Here is a 23120-nt window from a genome sequence, read left to right on the forward strand (position 1 = left end):
CTTACCCCTTAGACTTCTGGAAGGTCTCACTGACCGGCAGCGTTTCGAATTCACGCTGGTTACGGCGCGCGCTCTGCGCCAGCTCCGCCAGAATGTTTTTCAAAAACGGCGTTTTCAGCGTGTAGTAACGCTTCGCGATAATGGCGCTCAGCCCGTAGCAGATACCCGGCGCCAGCGTGAAGAGCGAAATAATGATGGTGAGCGTGGCGCCGTTCTGGGTTTTCGCGGCGGCGTCATACCCGCCGCCTGCCAGCATCCAGCCGATCAGCGCGCCGCCCAGCGCCAGGCCGAGCTTCAGCACAAACAGCGTGCCCGCGAAGCTAATCCCGGTGAGACGTTTACCGTTGCGCCATTCGCCGTAATCGACCGTATCGGACATCATGACCCACTGAATAGGCGTCACCAGCTGGTGCAGCACGCCGATGACAAAGATAAAAACGAACATGACGACGGTGGCGCTCATCGGCACGAAGAACATCGCGACGCTCAGCACAGCCAGCGCGGCGTTGGTCCACCAGAAGACGCTGACTTTGCACTTCCAGTCCGTCAGCGGCTTGGCGAGCGCGCTGCCAAAGAGATTGCCGACGCAGTAAAGGCCGAGGAACCAGGAGAACAGCGCGGCGTCGCCCATAATCCAGGTGACGTAATACATCATCGCCCCGCCACGCACGCAGACCGCGAGGATGTTGAGAATGGTCAACACACCCACGACGCGCCACTGGTCGTTTTGCAGGATGTCGCGCAGATCTTCGCGCATGGTGGAGGTATTCGGCGGCGCCTCGACACGTTCTTTCGTCGTGAAGAAGCAAAACGCGAGCATCAGACACGCCACAACGGCCAGCACGGCAATTCCCGCCTGGAAGCCAAACGCCTTATCCTCGCCGCCGAAAAAATTCACTAGCGGCATCATCAGTACCGTAGAGAGCATGCCGCCCGCCGTGGCCAGCACAAAGCGCCAGGACTGCAACGAAATACGCTGCTGCGGATCGCTGGTAATTACCCCGCCCAGCGCGCAATAAGGAATATTCACGACCGTATACATCAGCGTGAGCAGCGTATAGGTGACGGCGGCGTAAAGCATTTTGCCGCTAAGGCTGAGTTCCGGCGTGCTGTAGGCGAACACGCACACTACACCGAACGGCAGCGCGCCGAGCAGCACCCACGGGCGGAATTTGCCCCAGCGGCTGCGGGTGCGGTCGGCGATAAGCCCCATCGCCGGGTCAGAGATGGCGTCGAGCGCGCGGGCCAGCAGAAACATCGTGCCGACAAACCCTGCGGGAATGCCAAAGATGTCGGTGTAGAAAAACATCATGTAAAGCATGACGTTATCAAAGACGATATGGCTTGCGGCATCGCCCATGCCGTAGCCAATCTTCTCCTTCACGGAAAGCACTTGCTCACTCATTCGGTGTTCCTCCGGCCATACGCGAAATTTCACTTAAGTTTTTTAGCGCCGTTCAGAACCGCCAGATATTCTGTTTTCTGGTTATTTATTTATGATTCTTGTTTTCTGTGATCGCGATAACTTGCTGATGCAACGAATGAATAAATTTTGTGACCGGTAACGGCGAAAAAACACTTAAGCAAAACCGGACAACGGGGGTCTGAAGGGCGAAAAAAGAGTGTGACGGGGGTATTGGTAAGCGTCTGAAACGCGCCTATAATGCGCCGGCCTCCATGTAGCAATGCAGGCGCGGAAGATCGTCGTCTCCGGTGAGGCGGCTGGACTTCAACTCCAGTTGGGGCCGCCAGCGGTCCCGGGCAGGTTCGACTCCTGTGATCTTCCGCCAAAGTTCTTCTTCACCTATTCGATAACGTATAAAAATCTTTTATTTTCAATATACGTTGTGCATTTATCAACGGGGACAGGTCAGATCTTTTTATTACTGGCACCCTGACCAGAGTGAACATCAACCTATTTTCTTGCTAACATGTTGAAAGTAAAAAACAAAAGCATCAATTGAGCATTTTGTAGATAAAATTTTTTATGATGAAAGTGATCAACCCGCTCAATGCTCAAAGCAGTCGTTACGAACGTTACTACCCTTTTATATAGGGAGCATGTTCCCCAACCACTATTACGATAACATCATGGCGGCAAATGAATTAATTAGCTGGCTTAAACTCGCTTAAACCAGCTGAAATTTAAAAATTCACTTAGCACACAACCGTCATCACTTTATGAAGCTGTTTACTTTTCATCTGCACGAATCATTTTAATCTCTTCAACATGCCTTTTATTTAGGTTAATTTGGCACTGATAAATATAAGGCCAGTAGTCGTAGGCATCTTTCCCGATTTGCGAACCAACGCCTAAACAGAGATTCTTACGATACTCCTTCCAGGACTTTTGCGAGTCAAGGAAAAGGTTACTGAAGACGTCACCAATGGTCTGTTGAGGATCCTCACCTTTGAAAACGGGACCACTATTGTTCTCCTTAATTTGCCTCACTGTTTTGGCAATTAACTCGTCCATATCTTTATTGCTTTTATCACTAAGAGCGTGTAAGCATTCAGACGCTTTTCCTCGGTCAGCATTATTACGCCAACAATTATCAATTTCCGGTCCAGCTGTAATGTCTAATTTCTCAGTACTGTAAGCTGACGGAATCAAGGTCATTAAAATAATTGTTATCAATGTTTTTTTCATTGTAAATACCTGATTCTTTGTCTTGAAGGTTCATAACGCATCAGGGCTGGATCTTCCCGAATGAACTTTATAAGCGCTGTTCTGCCAGCTAATGCAGCCTCGACTAAGCTGGCTGGATATCGTGTGCCCTGATAAAAAATATCGACAAGAACGTCTTTAATTTTCTGATCGAGATCATCCCATGATGGTGCGTTCGGTTTTGTTGTTGCCGTTTTGACGTAAAAGTATTTTGCGTAATTCTTTTTCTCTAAATAAGAACGCTTGAATAATTCAATCTGCTGAGCATAGCTTATCTCCCCAAATAACTGCCATGTGGTTTCGACAAAAAGCTTTGCCTGCCTTCCGCTAAGGTAGGCAGCATTTGACGCAATCACTGCGCGATATTCTTCTATACCAATACTTCGCAATGTTGAAAAAATCTCGCCAGCAGTCCGCATTTTCATGTCATAACCGCGCCCCAGTGTGACCCCAGATACCTCACCAGGCCAATGCAGTATCCGGGAAAAAAATCCCGTTTTTTTAGGCGCTTTCTTGGGAGCATAATCCGGAAAGACATAATCATTCCCTTCAGCATCAAAGGTAACCTGCCCTTCAGGCACACTTACCTGTATCGCCCCGACAGTTTTACGCCAGGGCTGTAAAACAACATTATTTATCGCCTCCGGAAGCCAGATGTCTCCGGGATGGATCATACCCGTAGGCTTCATAGAGAGCATATTCTGAAACCAACGGATGCCGTCAATGGTATCTTTGTCACACTTGCCAGTAATCTTGACATCTCGCCCGGTTAGTTCTTGATAGCCGGACTCACTGAGCGTTTGCTGAAACCATAAAACCTCTTCAGGCTTGTTGTTGCCGCACTCCCCCACAGTGGAGTCAAGCCGCATAATATGTGGCCTGAATTTTTTTCGACTGCTCATGAACACTCCCTTATCCCTTAACGCGTCAAAATATTTTTTACTATTATGCAAGGTTAAAGATAAAATCGTCATCAGAAAAAACTGTAACAAAAAGCCATAACAGCTTTACTACGTTCAAGATAAATGACTAAGACATATCTTTTTTGCTGACTGCTTGTATCTCTGGAATGTTAACAACCTTGCATAGCTATTTGTGCTGACTCGACACTTTGTAACGAGGGCCCATCCATTAATACGCGATTACAGCAAACTCTCTTGCCCGGTAGAAAGCGACATGGCAGTTTTGATGCCAGCGCTTACATTTATACTACTGTGCCGAACAACACTGCATTTTTAGATTGGAGGTTTTGTCCAGTATAGATCCGACAAGAATCGAGCGTATTAAGAGACGATACTCTTATCCGACTGGATTGTGACAGTTCCAGGAATTTCGCGCTGTATGCGGCACCTAATAACACATCATTCGCCGGGAAACGGCAATAGTGCGTTTCTATTCAAAACTCCCGCGAGTTTCGCCACATCTTCTATATATCCAGTAGCTACCGTGCTATTGACTGCAGGATGTCCGCATCTCGCTCGCAGCAGACTATAACAGTTGTGGCCTGTGGCCTGTGGCCTGTGGCCTGTGGCCTGTGGCCTGTGGCGATGAACGGTAAACCCTTAACTGCTCACTGACCACTCTCTATTTATGTCATTGAAAGTAAAACAAAAAAATTATATGGTGAACAGTGTGAATAATTTTTCCAGAAAAAATTTTTTAGATAAGAGCGGCCACTGATACTTAATTCATAACACTTTTTAATCAAACAAATGTGTATAAGCATGTGTATAAAAAATAGGTTTTACATTTAAAAAAAATAAATACAAGATGTTGTGCATCACATGCCGCTCCTGTGATCTTCCGCCAAAATGCCTTCCCGCTTTGTGATTAGTCTCTTCTTAACTTCCTTCTGATGGCTTGTTTTTTATTTATGATTTTACCCGCCGCAGCAATAAGCGTCGCTGAGACGATTAACGCCATAACCGTTGTTGAGCCGATAATAAACAACCCCTCTAAAAAATCGATCTGACTTTCAATTTCTGTAAACCTTTCCGCGGAAGAATGATGGTTTACAAGATACCAAGCCAGATACTCACAATAATATCCAACATCAGAAAAAATAATGATAGCCAGAAAACAAGCATAATAAACTCCACCTCTGATGAGTTTACTCCAGGACCATAAACCCACTAGCCTTATCGTTAACCCCCACAAAAAAACATTAAAGAAAAGCAGTGAAAGCATTACAAAGAACGGAGGTAGACCTCCACCATAGGCTCCTGTCCCCATAAAAATCATATTTACCGGGGGAATAACAATTAATATCAATAATTGCAATATTTTTTTTATAAAACATTTAAAACGTATTGGCATAAGGCATCCCTATAACATTAATATCGCCATAGGCCTCAAGCCCGTTACAGTAAACAACATATTTCATTGTATTCAACAATGCGGCTCTCAAAATATAAAAATCAGTTCTGTTATAAAAAGTTATGCACCCATCAGAAACACCAGTCCCGTCCTTTCTTAAGGGGTGAAGCCTAAAACTTTTACGGGACGTTCCTCCAACAACAGTTGTGTCGTCAAGGAACCCGTCTTGCCTAAATAACGCAAACCATTCATCGTAGATGTTACCTGTGGATCTTTCTTTTTGCCATGTCCGAAATCTCGAATACGGCCCACCTCGTGGTCGATCGACTATCCAGTATTTTCCCAAGGGAATAGGCCCGTTACGTCTGTCAGAAAATTCAAGCACATTTTTATAACTGCCAAGCCCAGAAAACACAGGAAAAACGCCGACACCAGCACAACGCAATAACAGTTTACCGTCTGCGGTTTTCTCGTTGTAGTTAAGTTCACAATTGATCATAGCGCTATCCTAAGCATACATTTGGCTGTTCCATACATCCGTGTATTGGATATTCCCGCTGAGGTATTTCCAGGTTATTTTGTTGTAAATCAGCCCTACGGATTCCACCGGCGTGGAAAGCAATCCTTCCGGGTGTTTAAAGTTTTGCATATTGGGATGAATGCCAGTAATTCTTACGTCTTCGAGTATCATCTGGAAAAATTCTTCTTCCATACCCGCGTGGTTAATTCGATACCAGCGAATAATAGCTCGCTGTAGTTTTTCAATGGTAGCGACTGCGCGATAAAGATAAGGAGATGATTTATCAAATTCCTTTTCTATGTTCATCAGATTATGAACGCGTGTTGCTGTTAGTTTCCCGGTATTCCCGTCATAAGGTACAGACAAACCATGACCAAAGCTTTGAACCTCTATACTCCCCTCACGGCCCATCACCTCTGAGCCACCGCAAATTAACGCGCCCGAGGCATCATAAAGCCATAAATGTGCAGGAACAGCCATAACGAACTCCTTTATTAAGTCATATCAATGACATCACGCTTTTCATTGCTTCATTCAATAGAACACGACAGCAATAACGTTTATTTACCGTTATATGACACAGGAAGTAAAAAGGAGTTCTTATTTAATTAACTTATCTTTGATGAAGATTAAAAAATGCAGTAGGTATTCATAGTTTTCATATCAACTATAAATTAATGCACTTTCATGATTAATGACTCCTGTTACCCTTTCAAATAATCCCCCAACAGACGAGATAAATGCGTCTGGAATTGATTGCTATAGTCGTGCGGAATAAACCCTTCGAGAAACGACTTCGTCGGCCCGGTAATGACGCCCAGCGCCATATGGGCGGTGAATACCGGGTCGGGGAACGTAGTATCCGGCGCAGTGACAAGCGTTTGCGCAATATCATTCACCATTCGCTGATACATCACGCCCATCAGACGCGCGCCGTCGCGCTCTGCCGCGACGCCATACAACGCTTTTGATTCATCAGGATTAGCTAATTTCAGGCTCAGAAAAGCCTGCACCATCGCGCAGGCCATTTCCCCGACGGGTTTGCCGCGCACGGAAATACACGCGGCCTCAAGCGCGTCGGCGATTTTGGTTAAGTGCAATTCCAGCACGCCGGAAAGCAGCGCGTCGCGGTTAGGGTAATACTGATAAAGGCTCCCGACTGACATTCCGGCGCGGCTGGCCACGCGCGTGGTGGTGCAGCGGCTAAGCCCTTCGGTCACTAAAACCTGAATGGTCGCCGTATGTAGCGCCTCCACCGTCGCCACGGAACGGCGTTGGATCGGGGCTTTACGCGGGCTGAGCGGTGCTGCGGTCGTCTTCATGGAATGCGAATTCTTAAACTGAAGGATGCTTCATATACTAATACTTCCTTCACACCGATACAGCAAGCAGGTCGTCATGAACAGTATTGAAAAAAGCGGTACCTATAAACTCGGCAGCCGTGAAGTCAGACGGTTTGGTTACGGCGCGATGCAGCTCGCAGGCCCCGGCGTATTTGGCCCGCCGAAAGATAAAAACGCGGCGCTCAGCGTATTACGCGCGGCCGTTGAGGCGGGCGTCAATCATATTGATACCAGCGATTTTTACGGGCCGCATATTACGAATCAACTGATTTGCGAAGCGTTATATCCTTACCGCGACGACCTGACCATTGTGACTAAAGTCGGCGCGACACGCGGGAATGATGCCTCGTGGAATCCGGCGCTTTCGGCTGACGAATTAACCCAGGCCGTACACGATAATTTGCGCAATCTGAAACTCGACGCGCTGGATGTAGTGAATTTGCGCGTAATGTTTGATGTTCACGGCCCCGCGGAAGGCTCTATCGAAGCGCCGCTCATGCCGCTGGTGAAATTAAAAGAACAAGGGCTGATTAAACATATCGGCCTGAGTAACGTCACGCAAAATCAGGTTACGCAAGCGCGGCAGATAACGCCGATAAGCTGCGTGCAAAACATGTATAACATCGTTCACCGGGGCGATGAGGCGTTAATTGATGAACTGGCCGCCGCCGGGATTGCGTATGTGCCGTTTTTCCCGCTAGGCGGATTCTCACCGTTACAGTCTTCAACGCTTGAGACTATCGCATCGCAATTATCAGCGACCCCGATGCAGGTGGCGCTCGCCTGGTTGTTAAACCGATCGGCGAATATCTTGTTAATTCCGGGTACGTCGTCAGTCGCGCATTTCCATGAAAACAGCAAGGCCACAGAATTAACGCTCTCCCAGGAAACCCTGGACGCGTTAAATAACCTGGCGGCGTAAGAGAGAAACGCCGTCAGATTTTACGCATTTCACCGACATGTTCGTAAAGTCTGCACGGCGTTAATTTGATGTTGTTCCGCCGCCAGTAAATCCGCAGGCACGTCGATATCCTGCACGATGCCCGCGTCGTTTAACGCGAGCGTCAATACCTCTGCGCGCGCCCGCGCCGCCCGTACAATGGCTTTGGCGCCCTCATCGCCAGAAAGCGCGGCAAGCGCGTCGAAATACTCACGCCGGAAGCCGACCGGGTGACCGTGACGTTGCTGGTAGTGCGGCACCACGACGGGGTTTTCATTCAGCGCCTTAGCCACCTGTCGCAGCGACGCGGCCGTTATCAGCGGCAGATCCCCCGGCAGGATCAACCAGCCTGCGGCGTCGGGCGTCGCTTTCACGCCGAGCGCGATAGAATCGCCCATGCCGTCAGTGCCCCCTTCCGGCCTGACCAGATGCCACGGCAGGCCAGACGCCTGCGCCGCCGCCAGCACGTGTTGCAACACCGGTTTGCCCGCCAGCAGCGCCTCCAGCTTGTGCGTTGTCCCGCCACCTGCGCGAAAGCGCTCGCCCTTTCCGGCGGCGAGAATAATGATGACCGGCAGGGCTTCGGGCATCAGCCTGCGGCCTCTCGGTTGAGGCGCGCCGCCGCAACATCGGCAAGAATCGACAGCGCCAGCGACTGCGCGTCGCGGGCTTGCGGGAAAATACCGATCGGCGCTTTGATGCGGGCGATATCCTGCTCGCCAAAGCCCCGCTCGCGTAACGCCGCTGTGCGTGCGGCATGGGTGCGCTGGCTACCGAGCGCGCCGATATAAAATGGCGAGTTAGCAAGCGCCGCCTCAAGCACCGGTAGCTCGCGGTCGGGATCGTGAAAAAGCACGATTACGGCGGTATTGGCGTCTATCTGCGCGCAAATTTCCTGCGGGTGAGTACCGTCATTCACCTGCACGTCGTAGCCTGCCGCCCGCGCGATACTGGCGGTGGCTTCCGCCTCCACGGAGCGGCCAAAAATGATGACCTGCGTGCAGGGCGTGTAGCGCACGTCAAAGGCGTCGTCGCGCCAGCCGGTCTTTTGTACCGGCAGCACGCTTTGCAGCGTCTGCGTGGAAGGGTGATAACGCAGCCCCGCCGGTTTGCGCTGCGCCAGCGCGTTCAGCACCGCCAGCAGCGGCGTGGCCGCACGTAGCGGATGAATCGCGAGCGTAATGCCGCCGCCGCAGGGCAACACGATATCGAAATAAGGCGAGCCCTCGCCATATTTCACCAGACGGTCTTCGCCGCAGGCGATCGCCTCCAGCGCCTCGTAAGCCGCTGCCGCCTCCACGCAACCGCCGGAAACAAAGCCGCAATACGCGCCGTCATCGCGCACGGCCATCTGCGCGCCCAGCGCGCGTGACGAGCCGCCGCGGATTTCCACCAGCGTGACCAGCGCCGCCGCCATGCCCGCGCGAAGCGCCTGCGCCGCAAATCGCAAAATCGCGGCGCTGTCGTCGGTCAGGAACGTCGCTTCAGGTCGCGCCTGTTCTGTCAGCAGGGGTTGTTGCAGCACCTTTTCTCATCCTTTTGTCAAACTGCGATGCGGTTCGGCTGACGACGCGCGGCCGCCAGCCGTCTCGTCCTCAGGCGAGCTCTGGCAGCCCCTCAAGCAGCTTATCCAGCGTGATGGGGTAATCGCGCACGCGCACGCCGGTGGCGTTGTAAATGGCGTTCGCGATGGCGGCGCTGACGCCGCACAGGCCCAGCTCGCCCACGCCTTTGGCTTTCATCGGCGACGACACCGGATCGGTGTCTTCCAGGAAAATCACCTCCTGCGTCGGGATATCGGCATGCACCGGCACCTCATAGAGCGCCATGTCGTGATTGACGAAAAAGCCGCGCCGCGTATCGACGAACAACTCTTCCATCAGCGCCCCGCCAAGCCCCATCGTCATCGCGCCAATCACCTGGCTGCGCGCGGTTTTCGGGTTGAGAATGCGCCCCGCGGCGCAAACCGCCAGCATCCGGCGCACGCGCACTTCACCGGTGTTGGCCTCAACGGCCACCTCGACAAAATGCCCGGCGAAGGTCGACTGCTGGAACTGTTTATCGAGATCGCCATATTCCATGGTGTCCTCAACGGTCAGCGTGCCGTCAGCAGCGGCGTCCGCAAGCGCCGCGATGCGCCCGTCGCCCTGAATGTTGCCATCGAAAAATTCGGCGCGATGAGGGTCAAAACCGAGCTTGTTGGCTGCGGCTTCGCGCAGTTTGACGCACGCCGCATACACGCCCGCCGTGGAGCTGTTCGCGCCCCACTGCCCGCCCGAGCCGGAAGAGACAGGATAATCGGAATCGCCCAGGCGCACGGTCACGCGCTCCAGCGGCACGCCCATCATTTCGGCGGCGGTTTGCGCGATGATGGTATAGCTGCCGGTGCCGATATCCGTCATGTCCGTTTCCACGGTCACCTGGCCCTGCGCGTCCAGATGCACGCGCGCGCCCGATTTGGTCACCAGGTTATTACGAAAGCCCGCCGCCATACCGAGCCCAATCAGCCAGTCGCCCTGGCGCACCTGCGCCGGTTGCGGGTTGCGCTCATGCCAGCCAAAATGCGCCGCGCCGGTACGCAGACACTCCACCAGTTGGCGGCGCGAGAAAAAGCGCTCCGGGTGCGCCGGGTCGACTTGCGTGTCGTTGATGATGCGAAACTCCACCGGATCGATGCCGAGTTTCTCAGCCATCTCATCCATGGCGATCTCCAGCACCATCATGCCAGGCGCTTCGCCGGGCGCGCGCATGGAGTTGCCTTCGGGCAGATCCAGCTCCGCCAGCCGTAGCCCGGTATGGCGGTTCGCGCCCGCGTAGAGCAGCTCCGTCTGGTTGGTCGCGGTCTCCGTCGGGCCGCCCGGCAGATTGCCGGACCAGCTTTCATGGGCGATCGCCGTGATACGACCATCCTTGTGCGCGCCGATGCGCACCCGCTGAAGGGTGGCCGGACGGTGGGTGGTGTTATTGGGAATAAAGGGGCGCGGCAGCATCACTTTTACAGGGCGCTGTGTTGCGCGAGCGCCAAGCGCCGCCAGCACCGCGTCGCTACGTAGAAAGAGTTTGCTGCCAAAGCCGCCGCCGATAAACGGCGAACGCACGCGGATATTTTCAAGGGGGATATCGAGCGTTTTGGCAAGATCGCCGCGCCACCAGTTAATCATCTGGCTGGACGTCCAGAGCGTGAGTTTATCGCCCTCCCACGCGGCCAGGGACGCGTGCGGCTCCATCGCCATATGGCTTTGATCCGGCGTGGTGTAGGTGGCGTCGAGCTGCACGGCGGCGCTTTCAAAAGCGCTTGCGAAATCGCCGACGATTTTATCAGGCGTATCGTCCGGCGGCGTGGTCACCGACGGTTTTTCCTTCGCGAGATCGTAATGCCCCGGCGCTTCTTCATACTCCACCGTAATCAGCCCGGCGGCCGCGCGCGCCTGTTCGAAGGTTTCCGCCACCACCAGCGCGATGGCCTGGTGATAATGCTCGATTTCCGGGCCGCCCAGCAGCGTGGCGGCGTTCATGTCGCCCTTACCGGGCACGGCGGCGTTTTCCGCCGTCACCACGGCCAGTACGCCAGGCGCCTGTTGCGCCGCCTGGATATCCATTGCGACGATGCGCCCTTTGGCGATGGCCGATCCCACTACATGGCCACAGGCGGCGTTCGGCGCTTCATCGTGCCATTCATAGGCGTAAGTGGCCTGGCCCGAGGTTTTCAGCGGGCCGTCGATGCGATCGCGCGGCTGCCCGACCACGTTCTGCTGGTCGATCGGGTTTTCTGTTGCCGGTTTTTCAAATTTCATCAGCCTGCCCTCGCTTGCGTCAGTACCGAGGCGATGGTGCGTTTCGCCAGCACCAGCTTGAATGCGTTTTCCGCCGTCGGCTGCGCGTCGGCGAACAGCGCGTCATACACCGCCTGCGCGCCGTGCGGCACCTGCGCATCCGCGGCCTCAAGCCGCCAGGGTTTATGCGCCACACCGCCCACCGCCACGCGCCCGGTACCGTCTGGCTGCACAATCGCCGCCACCGACACCAGCGCGAACGCGTAAGAGGCGCGGTCGCGCACCTTGCGGTAAATGTGCGTTCCGCCCGCGGGCGGCGGCAGGGTGACGGCCGTGATGAATTCGCCAGGCTCAAGCGCCGTTTCCAGATGCGGCGTATCGCCAGGCGCGCGGTAAAATTCCGCAACCGGAATGCGGCGCGCCTGGCCGTTCGGGTTGATGGTTTCCACCACGGCGTCCAGCAGGCGCATGGCGACCGCCATATCGCTCGGGTGCGTGGCGATACAGGCATCGCTTGCGCCTACTACGGCTAACTGGCGGCTGTAACCCTGCATGGCGGCGCAGCCGCTACCGGGCTTACGTTTATTGCACGGCTGGTTGGTATCGTAGAAATAGGGACAACGGGTGCGCTGTAACAGGTTTCCTGCCGTGGTCGCGCGGTTGCGTAACTGCCCGGACGCTCCGGCCAGCAGCGCGCGCGAAAGCACGGCGTAATCGCGGCGCACGCGTTCATCGGCCGCCAGGTCAGTATTACGCACCAGCGCGCCGATCCGCAGTCCGCCCTCTTTCGTGGGTTCAATCGTGTCCAGCGCGAGATCGTTGACGTCAATCAGATGCACCGGCGTTTCTATCTCCAGTTTCATCAGGTCAAGCAGGTTAGTGCCGCCCGCGATGAACTTTGCGCCCGGCGTGCGCTGCGCGCTGGCCGCCGCCTCTGCGGGCGTCGCGGCGCGTTCGTAAGTGAAAGCTTTCATGAGGATCCGCTCCCGGCGACATCTTCGATCGCAGCAAGAATATTGGCGTACGCGCCGCAGCGGCAGATATTGCCGCTCATCCGCTCGCGGATCTCATCGGCGGTCATTTCCGGGGGCGAGACTAAATCGTGCGTCACATGGCTTGGGATGCCCGCTTCGATTTCTTTGAGCATCGCGACTGAGGAGCAGATCTGCCCCGGCGTGCAATAGCCGCACTGAAAACCGTCATGCTCCACAAACGCCGCCTGCATCGGATGCAGATTCTCCGGCGTTCCCAGGCCCTCAATGGTCGTGACGTCGGCATCCTGATGCATCACCGCCAGCGTCAGGCACGAGTTCACGCGCCGTCCGTCGATGATGACCGTACACGCGCCGCACTGGCCGTGATCGCACCCTTTTTTGGTGCCGGTGAGCGCCAGATTCTCGCGCAGCGCGTCCAGAAGCGTCGTGCGGGTGTCGACGTCCAGTTGCCGGGTTTCGCCATTCACCTTCAGCCTCAGCGCGACATATTGCGGCGGCGGGCCGCCTGCATCGCGCAGATGCCCGTGGTGTGTTTCATCGCCGTGGTTGCTCATGCCAGGCCTCCAGTATTGTCAAAGTGAAAAGATCGTCGCCGCTGCGATACCGCGCGGCTTTTTTTATAACGTAGAGTTAATAATAGACGGCGCTGACGCGCTGGCAGGCACCGCTAAAAAATTGCCGCCCGCCGCCGATACCTCTGGTATCGTGAATTCCCCGAAGCCGCCTGAACCTGACGCTATGATTTCCATCTGCATGATCGTGAAAAACGAGGCAAAACATCTTGCCGACACGCTGGCCTCCATCGCCGCGCATTTTGACGATATCGTGATTGTCGATACCGGCTCGCAGGACGACACCAGAGCCGTCGCGCGGCGCTTTACCGACAAGGTGTATGACTTCGCGTGGGTGGACGATTTCGCGGCGGCGCGCAACGCCTCGCTGGCGTACGCCCGTTATGACTGGGTGCTGGTGATTGATGCCGATGAATCCATCACGGCGGTAGATATTCCGGCGCTACAGGCGCTTATCCATGCGCACCCGGACGGCGTCGGGCGCGTGGAGCGAATTAACTACATTGATGAAGGCGACGGGGTAACCACCCTGCGCGAGCGGGTGTCGCGCCTGTTCCCGAAAGCGCGTTATCACTATCAGGGCGTGATCCACGAGCAGGTGACGCCGCGCGAGGGCCACGCGCCGGGCGACATGTTCCCGGTTCCCGTGACGCTCGATCACGTCGGCTATAAAAAAGCGGTGTTGCAGGAGACGGATAAAATCACCCGCAATATCCGCCTGCTGGAGCGCGCGTTGCAGACGCAGCCGGACGATCCGTATCTCTGGTTTCAGCTTGGCAAAAGTCATTTTCTCAAACGCGACTACGCCCCGGCGACAGACGCGTTTCGCAACGCGCTGAGTTATGAGCCGAATGTGGCGCTGGAGTATGTCGAAGAGCTGGTCGAAACGCTGGGCTATGCGCTGATTAATCAGGGCGACTACGCGGCGGCCCTGAGCATTCTCGATTACGAACGCTGGTATGCCTCCGCCGATTTTCTGTTTCTTAAGGCGCTGATTTTGATGAACAACGGCCAGCTACAGGCGGCAGTGGACACCTTTCTACACTGCACCCGTATGCCGGAGGGCAGCAAAGCGGGCGTGACCAGTTTTAAGGCCTGGTACAACATCGGGGTAATTCTTGAAATCTCCGGCATGACGGCGGATGCGCAGGCCTGTTATGAGGAGTGCGGCGACTATCCGCCCGCGCGGGCAGGCCTGGCCCGGCTGAGCACCTGACGCTACGCCTTTTTCGCTTTCCGGCTTCCGGTCTCTTTCAGCGCCTCGACCACTAGCGAAAAGGCCGGAGAAGGCTGCTTTCTGCTGGGATAATAGAGGTAATAGCCGGGAAACGGCGCACACCACGCCTCCAGCACGCGCACCAGATTGCCGGCATTTAAATGATCGTCGAATTCCCCTTCCGGCAGAAACGCGATGCCCAGCCCGTCGAGCGCGGCATGAACAATATGCGATGACGTGTTAAATATCAGCTGGCCGTCAACGCGCACATTCACCGGCCCGTCCTTATCGTCGAACTCCCAGACATACAGCCCGCCCGCGCTGGTCATGCGCAGGTTAATACAGTTGTGATGCACCAGATCGTGCGGCGTTTGCGGCACCGGATGCGCGGCGAAGTACGCTGGCGACGCGGCGGCGGCCATCCGCATCGGCGGGCCAATCGGCACCGCAATCATGTCTTTATCGATAGTGCCGCCCAGGCGCACGCCCGCATCGAAGCGGTCTGCGACGATATCCCGAAAACCGTGGTTCGCGTCAAACTCCAGCTGAATATCCGGATAATTGCGTAATATCGGCGTGAGTTTCGGCAACAAGAGCGCGTGCAGCACATGCGGGTCACAGGTAATGCGCACCTTTCCGGCAGGCTTATCGCGCAGCGCGCTCAGCATATCGAGCTCCGCTTCAATTTCATCAAACCGGTTGCCGATGGCCTCCAGCAAACGCTCGCCCGCGGCAGTGAGCGAAATACGGCGCGTCGTGCGCGTCAGCAAACGTAACTTCAGCCGGTTTTCCAGCCCGGCAATCGCCTGGCTTAACGCCGACTGCGTCACGCCAAGCTGTGCCGCCGCGCGGGTAAAACTGCCCTCACGCGCGACAGTCACAAATGAAAACAGATCGTTCAGGTTGCGTTTCATCGCCCGTGTTCCCGCCTCTATTTATTAGCCATGCTAATAACGGTGTTCAGTATTCATTAGCTAGTCACCCTACCGTACCCGTGTAAAACTTTCAGCAACAATCCGTTCTGACCTTGCGATGCACGCTTACGCGCCGCTTCTCTTTACGGGGGCGAAACACCGGCTGCGCCCGATTTTGGCCCCCAATAACACCACGGTTTTCAGCCATGCGCCGCGTTTTCACGGCGCCTGCGCTGGCGTGCGCCCCATGCAGCGCGTCAGACCATTACGTATAACGCTACAGGGCCTGTTGACAATGACGACCACAACCCATGATGACACCCGGCCGCGCGCTTACTGGAGCGGCGTGCTGGCAATGACGCTGTGCGCCTTTGCGCTGGTGGCCTCGGAATTTATGCCGGTGAGCCTGCTGACGCCGGTATCGCGTGATTTAGGCGTCAGCGAAGGGCTGGCGGGCCAGGGGATCGCGATTTCCGGCGCGCTGGCGGTGCTGACCAGTCTGTTTCTGTCACGGCTCGCCGGCAATCTCAACCGCAAGGCGTTGCTGCTGGGGTTGACGCTGCTGATGGCGCTGTCCGGCGTCATCATCGCGCTCGCGCCCGATTACCGCACCTATATGGCGGGCCGCGCGCTGATCGGCGTGGCGATCGGCGGGTTCTGGTCGCTCAGCGCCGCGACGGCGATTCGGCTGGTGCCGCGTCATCAGGTGCCGCGCGCGCTGGCGATTTTCAACGGCGGCAACGCGCTGGCGACGGTTATCGCCGCCCCGCTCGGCAGCTGGCTCGGCGCAGTTATCGGCTGGCGCGGCGCGTTCTTCTGCCTGGCGCCGGTCGCGCTGATCGCCTTTATCTGGCAATGGCGAAGCCTGCCCGCGATGCCTGCGCAGGGGCACAAGGCGCATCCGGGCCGCGCGCTGCGCCAGCCGCGGGTGATCGCGGGCATGGCGGCCTGCGGGATTTTCTTCATGGGCCAGTTCGCGCTCTTTACCTACGTGCGGCCGTTTCTGGAGACCGTCACCCGCGTCAATGTTTCCACGCTGTCGCTCATTTTGCTGGCAATCGGCGCCGCCGGGTTTAGCGGCACGCTGCTGATTGGCGGCGCGCTGCGTTCGGGATTCTACCGGACGCTTATCGCTATCCCTTTTTTAATGGCGGTGATTGCCGTCGCGCTGACGGGAGTTGGCCACAACCTGTCGCTGGTCGCGGCGCTGCTGTGCGGCTGGGGGCTTGTCGCCACCGCCGCGCCCGTGGGCTGGTGGACCTGGGTCGCCCGGACGCTGCCCGACAACGCCGAGGCGGGCGGCGGCCTGATGGTGGCGGTTGTCCAGCTTTCCATCGCGTTCGGCTCCACGCTTGGCGGGCTCGCTTTCGACCACAGCGGCTGGCGCAGCGCGTTCTTTCTGAGCGCCGGGCTGTTGCTGCTGGCGGCCCTGCTGGCAGTCATCACATCAAAACAGGATGCCCATCCTGACTTCTGAACCGTAATCCGGCTGAAAACTGAGGAGTTTCGTTATGCAAATCAACGCTATTGGCGCGCTTTCCGCCACTCAACCGCTTGAACCGATGGCGATTACCCGCCGCGAGCCCGGCGAGCACGACGTACAAATCGCCATCGCGTATTGCGGCGTTTGCCACTCGGATATTCACCAGGCGCGCGCCGAATGGGCTGGCACGTTATTTCCCTGCGTGCCGGGCCATGAAATCGTCGGCCGCGTCACCGCGATCGGCACGAAAGTGACCGGTTTTACGCCCGGCGATCTGGTGGGTGTCGGCTGCATCGTCGACAGCTGCAAACACTGCGAAGAGTGCGATGAAGGGCTTGAGAACTACTGCGATCATATGATCGGCACCTACAACTTCCCGACGCCGGACGCGCCAGGCCATACGCTTGGCGGTTATTCACAGCAGATTGTCGTTCATGAGCGCTATGTGCTGCGCATCCGCCATCCGGAATCCCAGCTCGCCGCCGTCGCGCCGCTACTGTGCGCAGGCATCACGACCTATTCGCCGCTGCGTCACTGGCAGGTTGGGCCTGGGAAAAAAGTGGGCATCGTCGGCATCGGCGGGCTCGGGCATATGGGCATCAAACTGGCGCACGCGATGGGCGCGCAGGTCGTCGCGTTTACCACGTCAGAATCCAAACGCGACGCGGCGAAAGCGCTGGGCGCGGATGAGGTAGTGGTATCGCGCAACGCCGATGAAATGCAGGCGCACGCCAAAAGCTTCGATTTCATCCTGAACACCGTGGCCGCGCCGCACAACCTGGACGCCTTCACTGCGCTTTTAAAACGCGATGGCACAATGACGCTGGTGGGCGCGCCCGCGTCGCCGCATCCGTCGCCGGAAGTCTTTAACCTGATTTTCAAACGTCGCGCTATCGCGGGCTCGATGATTGGCGGCATTCCGGAAACCCAGGAGATGCTCGATTTTTGCGCCGAACACCATATCGTCGCCGACATTGAGCTTATCCGCGCCGAGGACATCAACGCGGCATGGGAGCGCATGATCAAAGGCGACGTGAAATACCGCTTTGTCATTGATACCGCCACGCTGGCCTGACGCTAAGCCGGGCGGCGCCATCGTCCGGCCTTTTTGAGGATAACACCATGAAAGCTTTTACTTTGCTGTTAGGTCTGCTGGCCAGCGCGTTTGCCGCGAGCGCCGCCGATATGTCGCGGGGCGCTGATAACTTTTATGAGAGCGACAGCGTCACCCGCCAGAAAGTGACCTTCAAAAACCAGTACCAGATGAAGGTCACCGGCAATCTGTTCATGCCGAAAGAGATGAATCAACACGCCAGGAATCCGGCGATTATCATCGGCCACCCGATGGGCGCGGTGAAAGAACAAAGCTCGAATCTTTACGCCCAGAAGCTGGCGGAGCAGGGCTTTGTCACGCTCGCTATCGATCTCTCCTTCTGGGGCGAAAGCGAAGGCCAGCCGCGCAACGCTGTTTCGCCAGATATCTATGCGGAAGATTTCAGCGCCGCGGTGGATTATCTCGGCACGCGTCCGTTCGTCGATAAAAACCGCATCGGGGTGCTGGGCATCTGCGGCAGCGGCAGCTTCGTCATCAGCGCGGCCAAAATCGACCCGCGCATGAAGGCCATTGCCACGGTCAGCATGTATGACATGGGCTCGGCGAATCGCAACGCGCTTCACCATTCATTAACGCCTGAGCAGCGCCAGAAAATTATTGCCGACGCGGCAGCGCAGCGCGAGGTGGAGTTCACAGGCGGCGAAACACGCTATACCAGCGGCACCGTACATAAAATTGATGAAAACACTTCGGCTATTGAGAAAGAGTTTTACGATTTCTACCGCACGCCGCGCGGTGAATTTACGCCGAAAGGCTCCACGCCAGCGCTCACCACGCACCCGACGCTTACCAGTAACGTGAAGTTTATGAACTTCTATCCGTTCAACGATATCGAGACGATTTCGCCGCGCCCGATGCTCTTTATTACCGGCGATCAGGCGCATTCGAAGGAGTTTAGCGAAGACGCCTATCGTCGCGCCGCGCAGCCGAAAGAACTCTACGTCGTGCCGAACGCGGGCCATGTGGATTTGTACGATCGTACCGATCTCATCCCGTTCGCGAAGCTGACCTCGTTCTTTAAAGCTAACCTGAAATAATCTTGAATAACAACGAATGGGGCGGCTTCACCCCTTTTCGGCGCACAACGCCGCCTCATCGCCGCAAAACAGGAGTTAAGTGATGACTGATATTTACCATTGTGGTTCACAAGCGTCTTACGCCGGCCCGCAAGACTGGTTTACCGGTACGGTGCGCGTCGATCCGCTCTTCCCCGCGAATGCCCCGGCGCGCGCCAGCGGCGGCAGCGTCACGTTTGAACCGGGCGCGCGAACGGCCTGGCATACGCACCCACTGGGCCAGACGCTTATCGTTACCGCCGGTTTCGGCTATGTGCAGACCTGGGGCGAGCCCGCCCGAGAAATTCGCCCCGGCGATGTGGTCTGGATCCCGCCGCATGAAAAACACTGGCACGGCGCCAGCCCGACCACACCGCTGACGCATATCGCGATTCAGGAAGCGCAGGACGGCAGCGTGGTGGAGTGGCTGGAACACGTGTCCGACGAGCAGTACATAGAGCGCGGTTGAGCATTGTCAACGGCCTGCGTTTCTGACGCAGGCCTTTACAAAAAAGCTTATCGGCGGGGAAAGGCCAGGTATAATCCGCCGCAGCGGGAACGGCCCGCTCTCCTTTCCTTTACCACAAGGACGTCACGATGAACGCGCCCGCCGACAGATTCCAACATACGCTGCTTTGTATTGCCGTCGGGCTGGCCTGGTTTATGCTGCCGATGGTGGTGTCGATGCTGCCGGGCTATATGAGTATTTACCGCGCCGGGTTCGCCACGCCGCTACTCTATTTCATGTTCTGGATGCCGTTCGCGCTGTTTTGCTGGCAGCGCTACCAGAAGCGCTTCGGCCTGCTGCCTGTGGGCGGGCTGAGCGTGCAGTCGCTGGTATTGCCGGGGCTGGCGCTGCTGGCGCTCTCCATCATTCATGGACTGTTCGGCAGGCAGGAGCCCTGGAGCGCGACGCTTTCGCAGATGTCATCCCTTAACCTTGCGCTCACGGCGGTCTGCATCTGCCTGCTGGCACCGGTGGTGGAAGAAGTTATCTGCCGCGGCTTTTTGCTGAATGCGGGCATCGGCTGGGGGAAAACCGGCCAGACGATCGCGATGGTTGGCACGTCGCTGTTTTTCGCCATCGGCCACGCGCAGTACCAGATGCCCACTACTTTCGTCTGGCTGTTTGTTTTCTCGATAATTCTCTGCCAGGTGCGCATTCACACCGGCAGCCTGCTGGCGCCCATCGTGCTGCACTCGGCGACCAATATTATCGGCATGATGGCGGCGCTGAAGCTCTCCTGATCAGGCCGCCGGGAACCGCAGAATAAAGCGGTTCCAGCCCGCCTCATGGTCTACTGTGGTTTCCCCGCCGTGCAGGCGCGCGATCGCCTGCGTGAGCGCCAGCCCAAGCCCGGTGCCGGGCGTGGCGCGCGCGTTATCGCCGCGCCAGAAAGGCAGAAACAGCTTTTCCGCCTCCTCGACTGGCGCGCCCTGGTTGGCGACGCTTAGCACGGTTTCGCCCGCCTCCTGAACGGCGGTAATCCGCACCTCGCTGCCCGTAGGCGCGTGGCGCAGCGCGTTCGTCAGAAGGTTAGTAAGCGCTCGCTGGAGGAGCAGACGATCGGCGAAAATCGCCCCGCTCGCCTGCACGCGAAACGTAATGTTTTGCTCCTCCGCCAGCGGCTCCAGAAAATCGGTCAGTTGATGGATAAACGGCTCAAGCGCCAGCCTTTCGCGCTTCAGCGCAATGTTTTGATGATCGGCGCGGGCGAGAAACAGAATGTTTTCAATCAGCCGGGTCATCTGCTCCAGCTCCTCGATATTCCCGGCAAGCAGGCTCTGATACTCCGGCACGCTGCGCGGGCGTTGCAGCGCGACCTGATTTTGCCCCAGCAGAATGTTGACCGGCGTGCGCAGTTCATGAGCGAGATCGTCGGCAAAACGCGTCAGCCGCGCAAAATCCTCCGCCAGCCGGTGACGCATGGTATTGAGCGCCTCGCCGAGCGGCAGCAGCTCGCGCGGCAGGGTCTCCAGACTGAGCGGCTGTTGCAGCGTCTCGCTGCCGGTGCGGGCGGTGGCCTCGCTGAGACGGGTGACGGCGCGCAGTCCACGGCGGATCAGCCACGGGCTGAGCAGCGCGGCGGCGAGCGTCGCCAGCAGGCACACCATCAGGCTTTCCCGACGATACTGCGCCAGCATCTGCGCGCGCTCCTGCGCCACGCGCGCCACGGTGATGATGAGCGGGCCGCGGTCATCGCGTGCCGTCAGCGCCAGCGCGCTGATAAAAACGCCATCGGGCCGCTGCCAGCGGTGCAGCGCCTCCTCGTTAACGCCGCGACCCGGCGGCACCGGCGCAAGCGTCGGCAGCGCGACGCCCGCCTGGTTGATATTCACCAGCGTCTCGCCGTCCGCGCGCTTTATCAGCAGCAGATCCTGGCGGGTATCCAGCATTCGGTTGAAATAGAGCGGCAGCTGGCGCGGCTCGGCGCCGTCCGTCAGCAGTTGCCGCAACTGGGAGGCGCGGTTCAACAGCGTCTGATCGTCGCGCCAGACAAGCTCGGCGCTTAACGAGCGATAGAGCGACACCCCGGTGAGGCCGCAGGCGAACGCCACCAGCAGCGTGAAGATGAGCGTCAGGCGCAGCGTTAATGAGGGGCTACGCATCGCTCTGCTCCGGCGCGTTGAGGCGGTATCCCATGCCGCGCACGGTTTCAATCAGCTTAAGCGGGAACGGATCGTCGATTTTTTTGCGCAGGCGGCGGATGGCGACATCCACCACGTTGGTTTCGCTGTCGAAATTAATGCCCCAGACTTCGCTGGCAATCAGCGTGCGCGGCAGAATTTCCCCGACGCGGCTTGCCAGCAGCCACAGCAGGGTAAATTCCTGACGGGTTAACGCGATCCGCTCGCCGCCGCGGCTGGCGGCGTGGCGCGCGGTATCAAGCGTCAGATCCGCCACCTGCAGCGTCGCGGCGGCAGGCGTATGACGACGCAATTGCGCCCGCACGCGCGCCAGCAGTTCGGCGAAAGAAAAGGGCTTCACCAGATAATCATCGGCCCCCAGCTCCAGCCCTTTCACGCGATCGCTTACCGCATCTCTGGCCGTCAGGCAGAGCACCGGCGTCGCTTTGGCCGTGCGCAGCGCGCGCAAGACCTGCCAGCCGTCGAGGCCCGGCAGCATGATATCGAGGATGATCAGCGCGTAGTCGTGCTCCAGCGCCAGATGCAGGCCGTCGCGCCCGTCGGCGACGGCGTCCACCACCAGCCCCGCCTCCCGCAGCCCTTTTTCGAGCCACGCGCGGGTTTTATCGTTGTCTTCAATCAGCAGCAGTTTCATGGCGACAGTCTCGCAAAGAACGCGGGCGCTGCCCAGCGGCGATGCGCTGGATGACAAAACTGTCATCTTCGCGTCAGGCGTTTTCGCCCGCGCGGGTGGCAGGATGAGCGCACAACCACTTAAGGAGGAATGATGATGAACCGTTTTCAAACGCTTGCCGCCGCTGCCCTTTTCGCCCTGCCGGGCCTGGCGCTTGCCGCGCCGGCGAATTTACTGAGCGTGCATGTGCTGAATGAGCAGACCGGCAAACCCGCGCCGGGCGTGGTGGTGAAGCTGGAGAAAAAACAGGGCAATGCGTGGCAGCCGCTGAACCAGGCGACGACCGATAAAGACGGGCGTATCAAAGCGCTCTGGCCAGACGCGCCTGCCGCCGCGGGCGACTACCGCGTGACGTTTGAAACCGGCGATTACTTTGCCGCGCATAAGCAGTCCAGCTTTTTCCCGGAAGTGCCGGTGGTGTTCCATATCGATAACACCGACGAGCACTACCATGTGCCGCTGCTGCTGAGCCAGTACGGCTACTCCACCTATCGCGGCAGCTGAAACCCTGGCGGCGGGCAGCAGAGAATATTGCCGAGAAAGACGAGCAGCGGCGAGGATTCCGTCTCGCCGTAGTAGTCTACGTCGGGCAGCGCGTACAGAAAGCGAATTTCGCTGATGCCGCGCTCGCACAGCTGTTCCCCCGCCGCGCGGGTTAAAAACGCGAATTGCGGGTCGAGCGCCGGGTTATGCGGGTGTATCGACCCTTTTTCGCCAGGCGTCGCGCCGTACCAGAGCGCAATCGCGTCATCGGCGTACCCCTGCGCGAAGCCGAAATCCTGCAAAAAATGGCGTTCGCAGCCGGGCGCGGGCAGCGCCTCCCGCAGCGCCTGTACGTCGTCCGTCGTGGAATACCAGACCGCAAAATGCATCGTCGCCATAATGGCCT

At 57.3% G+C, this 23120-nt stretch carries 24 protein-coding genes and 1 tRNA gene; 9 read left to right on the forward strand and 16 right to left on the reverse strand.

All coding sequences use genetic code 11. The features are described from left to right. Position 1: 1 nt before the first annotated feature. On the reverse strand, positions 2-1405 hold the full coding sequence (locus AACV31_RS18570) for a glycoside-pentoside-hexuronide family transporter (RefSeq protein ID WP_165155114.1): 1404 nt from the start codon (positions 1403-1405) through the stop codon (positions 2-4). Positions 1406-1695: 290 nt separating this feature from the next. Between AACV31_RS18570 and AACV31_RS18575 the strand changes: the two genes are divergently transcribed. Continuing rightward, a tRNA-Sec gene (locus AACV31_RS18575) sits at positions 1696-1790 on the forward strand. 401 nt (positions 1791-2191) lie between these two features. Here the strand turns inward: AACV31_RS18575 and AACV31_RS18580 are convergent. From AACV31_RS18580 to AACV31_RS18605, 6 genes are all read right to left on the reverse strand, one after another. Next, positions 2192-2650, reverse strand: coding sequence for a lysozyme inhibitor LprI family protein (locus AACV31_RS18580; RefSeq protein ID WP_165155112.1), 459 nt, complete (start codon positions 2648-2650; stop codon positions 2192-2194). After that, entirely contained in the window at positions 2647-3570 is a 924-nt protein-coding gene (locus AACV31_RS18585; protein WP_255491261.1) for a peptidoglycan-binding protein, read from the reverse strand. Before AACV31_RS18585 ends, AACV31_RS18580 begins: the two co-directional genes overlap by 4 nt. Before the next feature lie 928 nt (positions 3571-4498). Continuing rightward, positions 4499-4984, reverse strand: coding sequence for a hypothetical protein (locus AACV31_RS18590; protein WP_165155110.1), 486 nt, complete (start codon positions 4982-4984; stop codon positions 4499-4501). After that, positions 4968-5483, reverse strand: a complete 516-nt coding sequence (locus AACV31_RS18595) for a DUF2778 domain-containing protein (RefSeq protein ID WP_165155108.1) — start codon at positions 5481-5483, stop codon at positions 4968-4970. The genes AACV31_RS18590 and AACV31_RS18595 overlap by 17 nt, the downstream gene beginning before the upstream one ends. A 9-nt stretch (positions 5484-5492) precedes the next feature. Continuing rightward, the gene (locus tag AACV31_RS18600; protein WP_165155106.1) at positions 5493-5984 is read right to left on the reverse strand and encodes an Hcp family type VI secretion system effector; all 492 of its coding nucleotides are present in this window, start codon (positions 5982-5984) and stop codon (positions 5493-5495) included. A 224-nt stretch (positions 5985-6208) separates the two neighbouring features. Continuing rightward, positions 6209-6826: a TetR/AcrR family transcriptional regulator gene (locus tag AACV31_RS18605; protein WP_165155104.1), complete on the reverse strand. Its 618-nt coding sequence runs from the start codon at positions 6824-6826 to the stop codon at positions 6209-6211. A gap of 76 nt (positions 6827-6902) precedes the next feature. On the opposite strand from AACV31_RS18605, the gene AACV31_RS18610 reads away from it, so the two are divergent. Next, positions 6903-7769, forward strand: a complete 867-nt coding sequence (locus tag AACV31_RS18610; RefSeq protein ID WP_165155102.1) for an aldo/keto reductase family oxidoreductase — start codon at positions 6903-6905, stop codon at positions 7767-7769. Between the two features lie 29 nt (positions 7770-7798). On the opposite strand, the gene AACV31_RS18615 is transcribed toward AACV31_RS18610, so the two are convergent. The 5 genes from AACV31_RS18615 to paoA form a co-directional block, all read right to left on the reverse strand. Next, a complete protein-coding gene (locus tag AACV31_RS18615; protein ID WP_165155100.1) occupies positions 7799-8377 on the reverse strand; it encodes a nucleotidyltransferase family protein in 579 nt (192 codons plus the stop codon). Next, positions 8377-9312 carry an XdhC family protein gene (locus AACV31_RS18620; RefSeq protein WP_165155098.1) on the reverse strand — a complete coding sequence of 312 codons (936 nt, stop codon included), beginning with the start codon at positions 9310-9312 and terminating at the stop codon, positions 8377-8379. Before AACV31_RS18620 ends, AACV31_RS18615 begins: the two co-directional genes overlap by 1 nt. 70 nt (positions 9313-9382) lie before the next feature. Next, positions 9383-11581, reverse strand: coding sequence for an aldehyde oxidoreductase molybdenum-binding subunit PaoC (gene paoC / locus AACV31_RS18625; RefSeq protein WP_165155096.1), 2199 nt, complete (start codon positions 11579-11581; stop codon positions 9383-9385). Beyond that, entirely contained in the window at positions 11581-12534 is a 954-nt protein-coding gene (locus tag AACV31_RS18630) for an FAD binding domain-containing protein (protein ID WP_165155094.1), read from the reverse strand. The genes paoC and AACV31_RS18630 overlap by 1 nt, the downstream gene beginning before the upstream one ends. Continuing rightward, a complete protein-coding gene (gene paoA / locus AACV31_RS18635) occupies positions 12531-13109 on the reverse strand; it encodes an aldehyde dehydrogenase iron-sulfur subunit PaoA (RefSeq protein WP_105539290.1) in 579 nt (192 codons plus the stop codon). Before paoA ends, AACV31_RS18630 begins: the two co-directional genes overlap by 4 nt. Before the next feature lie 184 nt (positions 13110-13293). Between paoA and AACV31_RS18640 the strand changes: the two genes are divergently transcribed. Further along, entirely contained in the window at positions 13294-14343 is a 1050-nt protein-coding gene (locus AACV31_RS18640) for a glycosyltransferase (protein ID WP_165155092.1), read from the forward strand. 2 nt (positions 14344-14345) lie between these two features. Here the strand turns inward: AACV31_RS18640 and AACV31_RS18645 are convergent, their stop codons facing one another. Continuing rightward, the gene (locus tag AACV31_RS18645) at positions 14346-15257 is read right to left on the reverse strand and encodes a LysR family transcriptional regulator (RefSeq protein ID WP_165155090.1); all 912 of its coding nucleotides are present in this window, start codon (positions 15255-15257) and stop codon (positions 14346-14348) included. Positions 15258-15552: 295 nt separating this feature from the next. Here AACV31_RS18645 and AACV31_RS18650 point away from each other — a divergent pair, with 295 nt between their 5' ends. The 5 genes from AACV31_RS18650 to AACV31_RS18670 all read left to right on the forward strand — a co-directional run bounded on the left by AACV31_RS18650 (position 15553) and on the right by AACV31_RS18670 (position 20157). Further along, a complete protein-coding gene (locus AACV31_RS18650; protein ID WP_131824862.1) occupies positions 15553-16734 on the forward strand; it encodes an MFS transporter in 1182 nt (393 codons plus the stop codon). 34 nt (positions 16735-16768) lie between these two features. After that, complete coding sequence (locus AACV31_RS18655; RefSeq protein ID WP_165155088.1) at positions 16769-17815, forward strand: NAD(P)-dependent alcohol dehydrogenase; 1047 nt, start codon at positions 16769-16771, stop codon at positions 17813-17815. Between the two features lie 47 nt (positions 17816-17862). Continuing rightward, positions 17863-18891, forward strand: a complete 1029-nt coding sequence (locus tag AACV31_RS18660; RefSeq protein ID WP_007765418.1) for an alpha/beta hydrolase — start codon at positions 17863-17865, stop codon at positions 18889-18891. An 82-nt stretch (positions 18892-18973) separates the two neighbouring features. Beyond that, positions 18974-19378: a (R)-mandelonitrile lyase gene (locus tag AACV31_RS18665; protein ID WP_165155086.1), complete on the forward strand. Its 405-nt coding sequence runs from the start codon at positions 18974-18976 to the stop codon at positions 19376-19378. Positions 19379-19506: 128 nt separating this feature from the next. Then, positions 19507-20157: a CPBP family intramembrane glutamic endopeptidase gene (locus tag AACV31_RS18670; protein WP_161589866.1), complete on the forward strand. Its 651-nt coding sequence runs from the start codon at positions 19507-19509 to the stop codon at positions 20155-20157. Here AACV31_RS18670 and AACV31_RS18675 read toward each other — a convergent pair whose 3' ends face one another. After that, a complete protein-coding gene (locus AACV31_RS18675) occupies positions 20158-21519 on the reverse strand; it encodes a heavy metal sensor histidine kinase (protein ID WP_165155084.1) in 1362 nt (453 codons plus the stop codon). It lies immediately after the preceding gene. After that, on the reverse strand, positions 21512-22192 hold the full coding sequence (hprR, locus tag AACV31_RS18680; RefSeq protein WP_015742920.1) for a response regulator transcription factor HprR: 681 nt from the start codon (positions 22190-22192) through the stop codon (positions 21512-21514). The genes AACV31_RS18675 and hprR overlap by 8 nt, the downstream gene beginning before the upstream one ends. A gap of 132 nt (positions 22193-22324) precedes the next feature. On the opposite strand from hprR, the gene uraH reads away from it, so the two are divergent. Beyond that, on the forward strand, positions 22325-22735 hold the full coding sequence (uraH, locus tag AACV31_RS18685) for a hydroxyisourate hydrolase (protein WP_007765427.1): 411 nt from the start codon (positions 22325-22327) through the stop codon (positions 22733-22735). On the opposite strand, the gene AACV31_RS18690 is transcribed toward uraH, so the two are convergent. Then, on the reverse strand, positions 22720-23112 hold the full coding sequence (locus tag AACV31_RS18690; RefSeq protein ID WP_165155082.1) for a hypothetical protein: 393 nt from the start codon (positions 23110-23112) through the stop codon (positions 22720-22722). The two genes, uraH and AACV31_RS18690, sit on opposite strands and share 16 nt — an antisense overlap. Between the last annotated feature and the right edge of the window lie 8 nt (positions 23113-23120).

Origin of the sequence: Cronobacter sp. EKM101R, assembly GCF_963888145.1 — a bacterium.
Classification (GTDB): domain Bacteria; phylum Pseudomonadota; class Gammaproteobacteria; order Enterobacterales; family Enterobacteriaceae; genus Cronobacter; species Cronobacter turicensis.

Excerpts from the sequence above, each read along its gene's own strand:
- hprR (WP_015742920.1), bottom strand. The coding sequence starts at position 22,192 with ATGAAACTGCTGCTGATTGAAGACAACGATAAAACCCGCGCGTGGCTC.
- AACV31_RS18605 (WP_165155104.1), bottom strand. The coding sequence starts at position 6,826 with ATGAAGACGACCGCAGCACCGCTCAGCCCGCGTAAAGCCCCGATCCAA.
- AACV31_RS18655 (WP_165155088.1), top strand. The coding sequence starts at position 16,769 with ATGCAAATCAACGCTATTGGCGCGCTTTCCGCCACTCAACCGCTTGAA.
- uraH (WP_007765427.1), top strand. The coding sequence starts at position 22,325 with ATGATGAACCGTTTTCAAACGCTTGCCGCCGCTGCCCTTTTCGCCCTG.
- AACV31_RS18650 (WP_131824862.1), top strand. The coding sequence starts at position 15,553 with ATGACGACCACAACCCATGATGACACCCGGCCGCGCGCTTACTGGAGC.
- paoA (WP_105539290.1), bottom strand. The coding sequence starts at position 13,109 with ATGAGCAACCACGGCGATGAAACACACCACGGGCATCTGCGCGATGCA.
- AACV31_RS18585 (WP_255491261.1), bottom strand. The coding sequence starts at position 3,570 with ATGAGCAGTCGAAAAAAATTCAGGCCACATATTATGCGGCTTGACTCC.
- AACV31_RS18610 (WP_165155102.1), top strand. The coding sequence starts at position 6,903 with ATGAACAGTATTGAAAAAAGCGGTACCTATAAACTCGGCAGCCGTGAA.
- AACV31_RS18670 (WP_161589866.1), top strand. The coding sequence starts at position 19,507 with ATGAACGCGCCCGCCGACAGATTCCAACATACGCTGCTTTGTATTGCC.
- AACV31_RS18640 (WP_165155092.1), top strand. The coding sequence starts at position 13,294 with ATGATTTCCATCTGCATGATCGTGAAAAACGAGGCAAAACATCTTGCC.
- AACV31_RS18590 (WP_165155110.1), bottom strand. The coding sequence starts at position 4,984 with ATGCCAATACGTTTTAAATGTTTTATAAAAAAAATATTGCAATTATTG.
- AACV31_RS18690 (WP_165155082.1), bottom strand. The coding sequence starts at position 23,112 with ATGGCGACGATGCATTTTGCGGTCTGGTATTCCACGACGGACGACGTA.
- AACV31_RS18580 (WP_165155112.1), bottom strand. The coding sequence starts at position 2,650 with ATGAAAAAAACATTGATAACAATTATTTTAATGACCTTGATTCCGTCA.
- AACV31_RS18660 (WP_007765418.1), top strand. The coding sequence starts at position 17,863 with ATGAAAGCTTTTACTTTGCTGTTAGGTCTGCTGGCCAGCGCGTTTGCC.
- AACV31_RS18615 (WP_165155100.1), bottom strand. The coding sequence starts at position 8,377 with ATGCCCGAAGCCCTGCCGGTCATCATTATTCTCGCCGCCGGAAAGGGC.
- AACV31_RS18570 (WP_165155114.1), bottom strand. The coding sequence starts at position 1,405 with ATGAGTGAGCAAGTGCTTTCCGTGAAGGAGAAGATTGGCTACGGCATG.
- AACV31_RS18645 (WP_165155090.1), bottom strand. The coding sequence starts at position 15,257 with ATGAAACGCAACCTGAACGATCTGTTTTCATTTGTGACTGTCGCGCGT.
- AACV31_RS18595 (WP_165155108.1), bottom strand. The coding sequence starts at position 5,483 with ATGATCAATTGTGAACTTAACTACAACGAGAAAACCGCAGACGGTAAA.
- AACV31_RS18665 (WP_165155086.1), top strand. The coding sequence starts at position 18,974 with ATGACTGATATTTACCATTGTGGTTCACAAGCGTCTTACGCCGGCCCG.
- AACV31_RS18600 (WP_165155106.1), bottom strand. The coding sequence starts at position 5,984 with ATGGCTGTTCCTGCACATTTATGGCTTTATGATGCCTCGGGCGCGTTA.
- AACV31_RS18675 (WP_165155084.1), bottom strand. The coding sequence starts at position 21,519 with ATGCGTAGCCCCTCATTAACGCTGCGCCTGACGCTCATCTTCACGCTG.
- paoC (WP_165155096.1), bottom strand. The coding sequence starts at position 11,581 with ATGAAATTTGAAAAACCGGCAACAGAAAACCCGATCGACCAGCAGAAC.
- AACV31_RS18630 (WP_165155094.1), bottom strand. The coding sequence starts at position 12,534 with ATGAAAGCTTTCACTTACGAACGCGCCGCGACGCCCGCAGAGGCGGCG.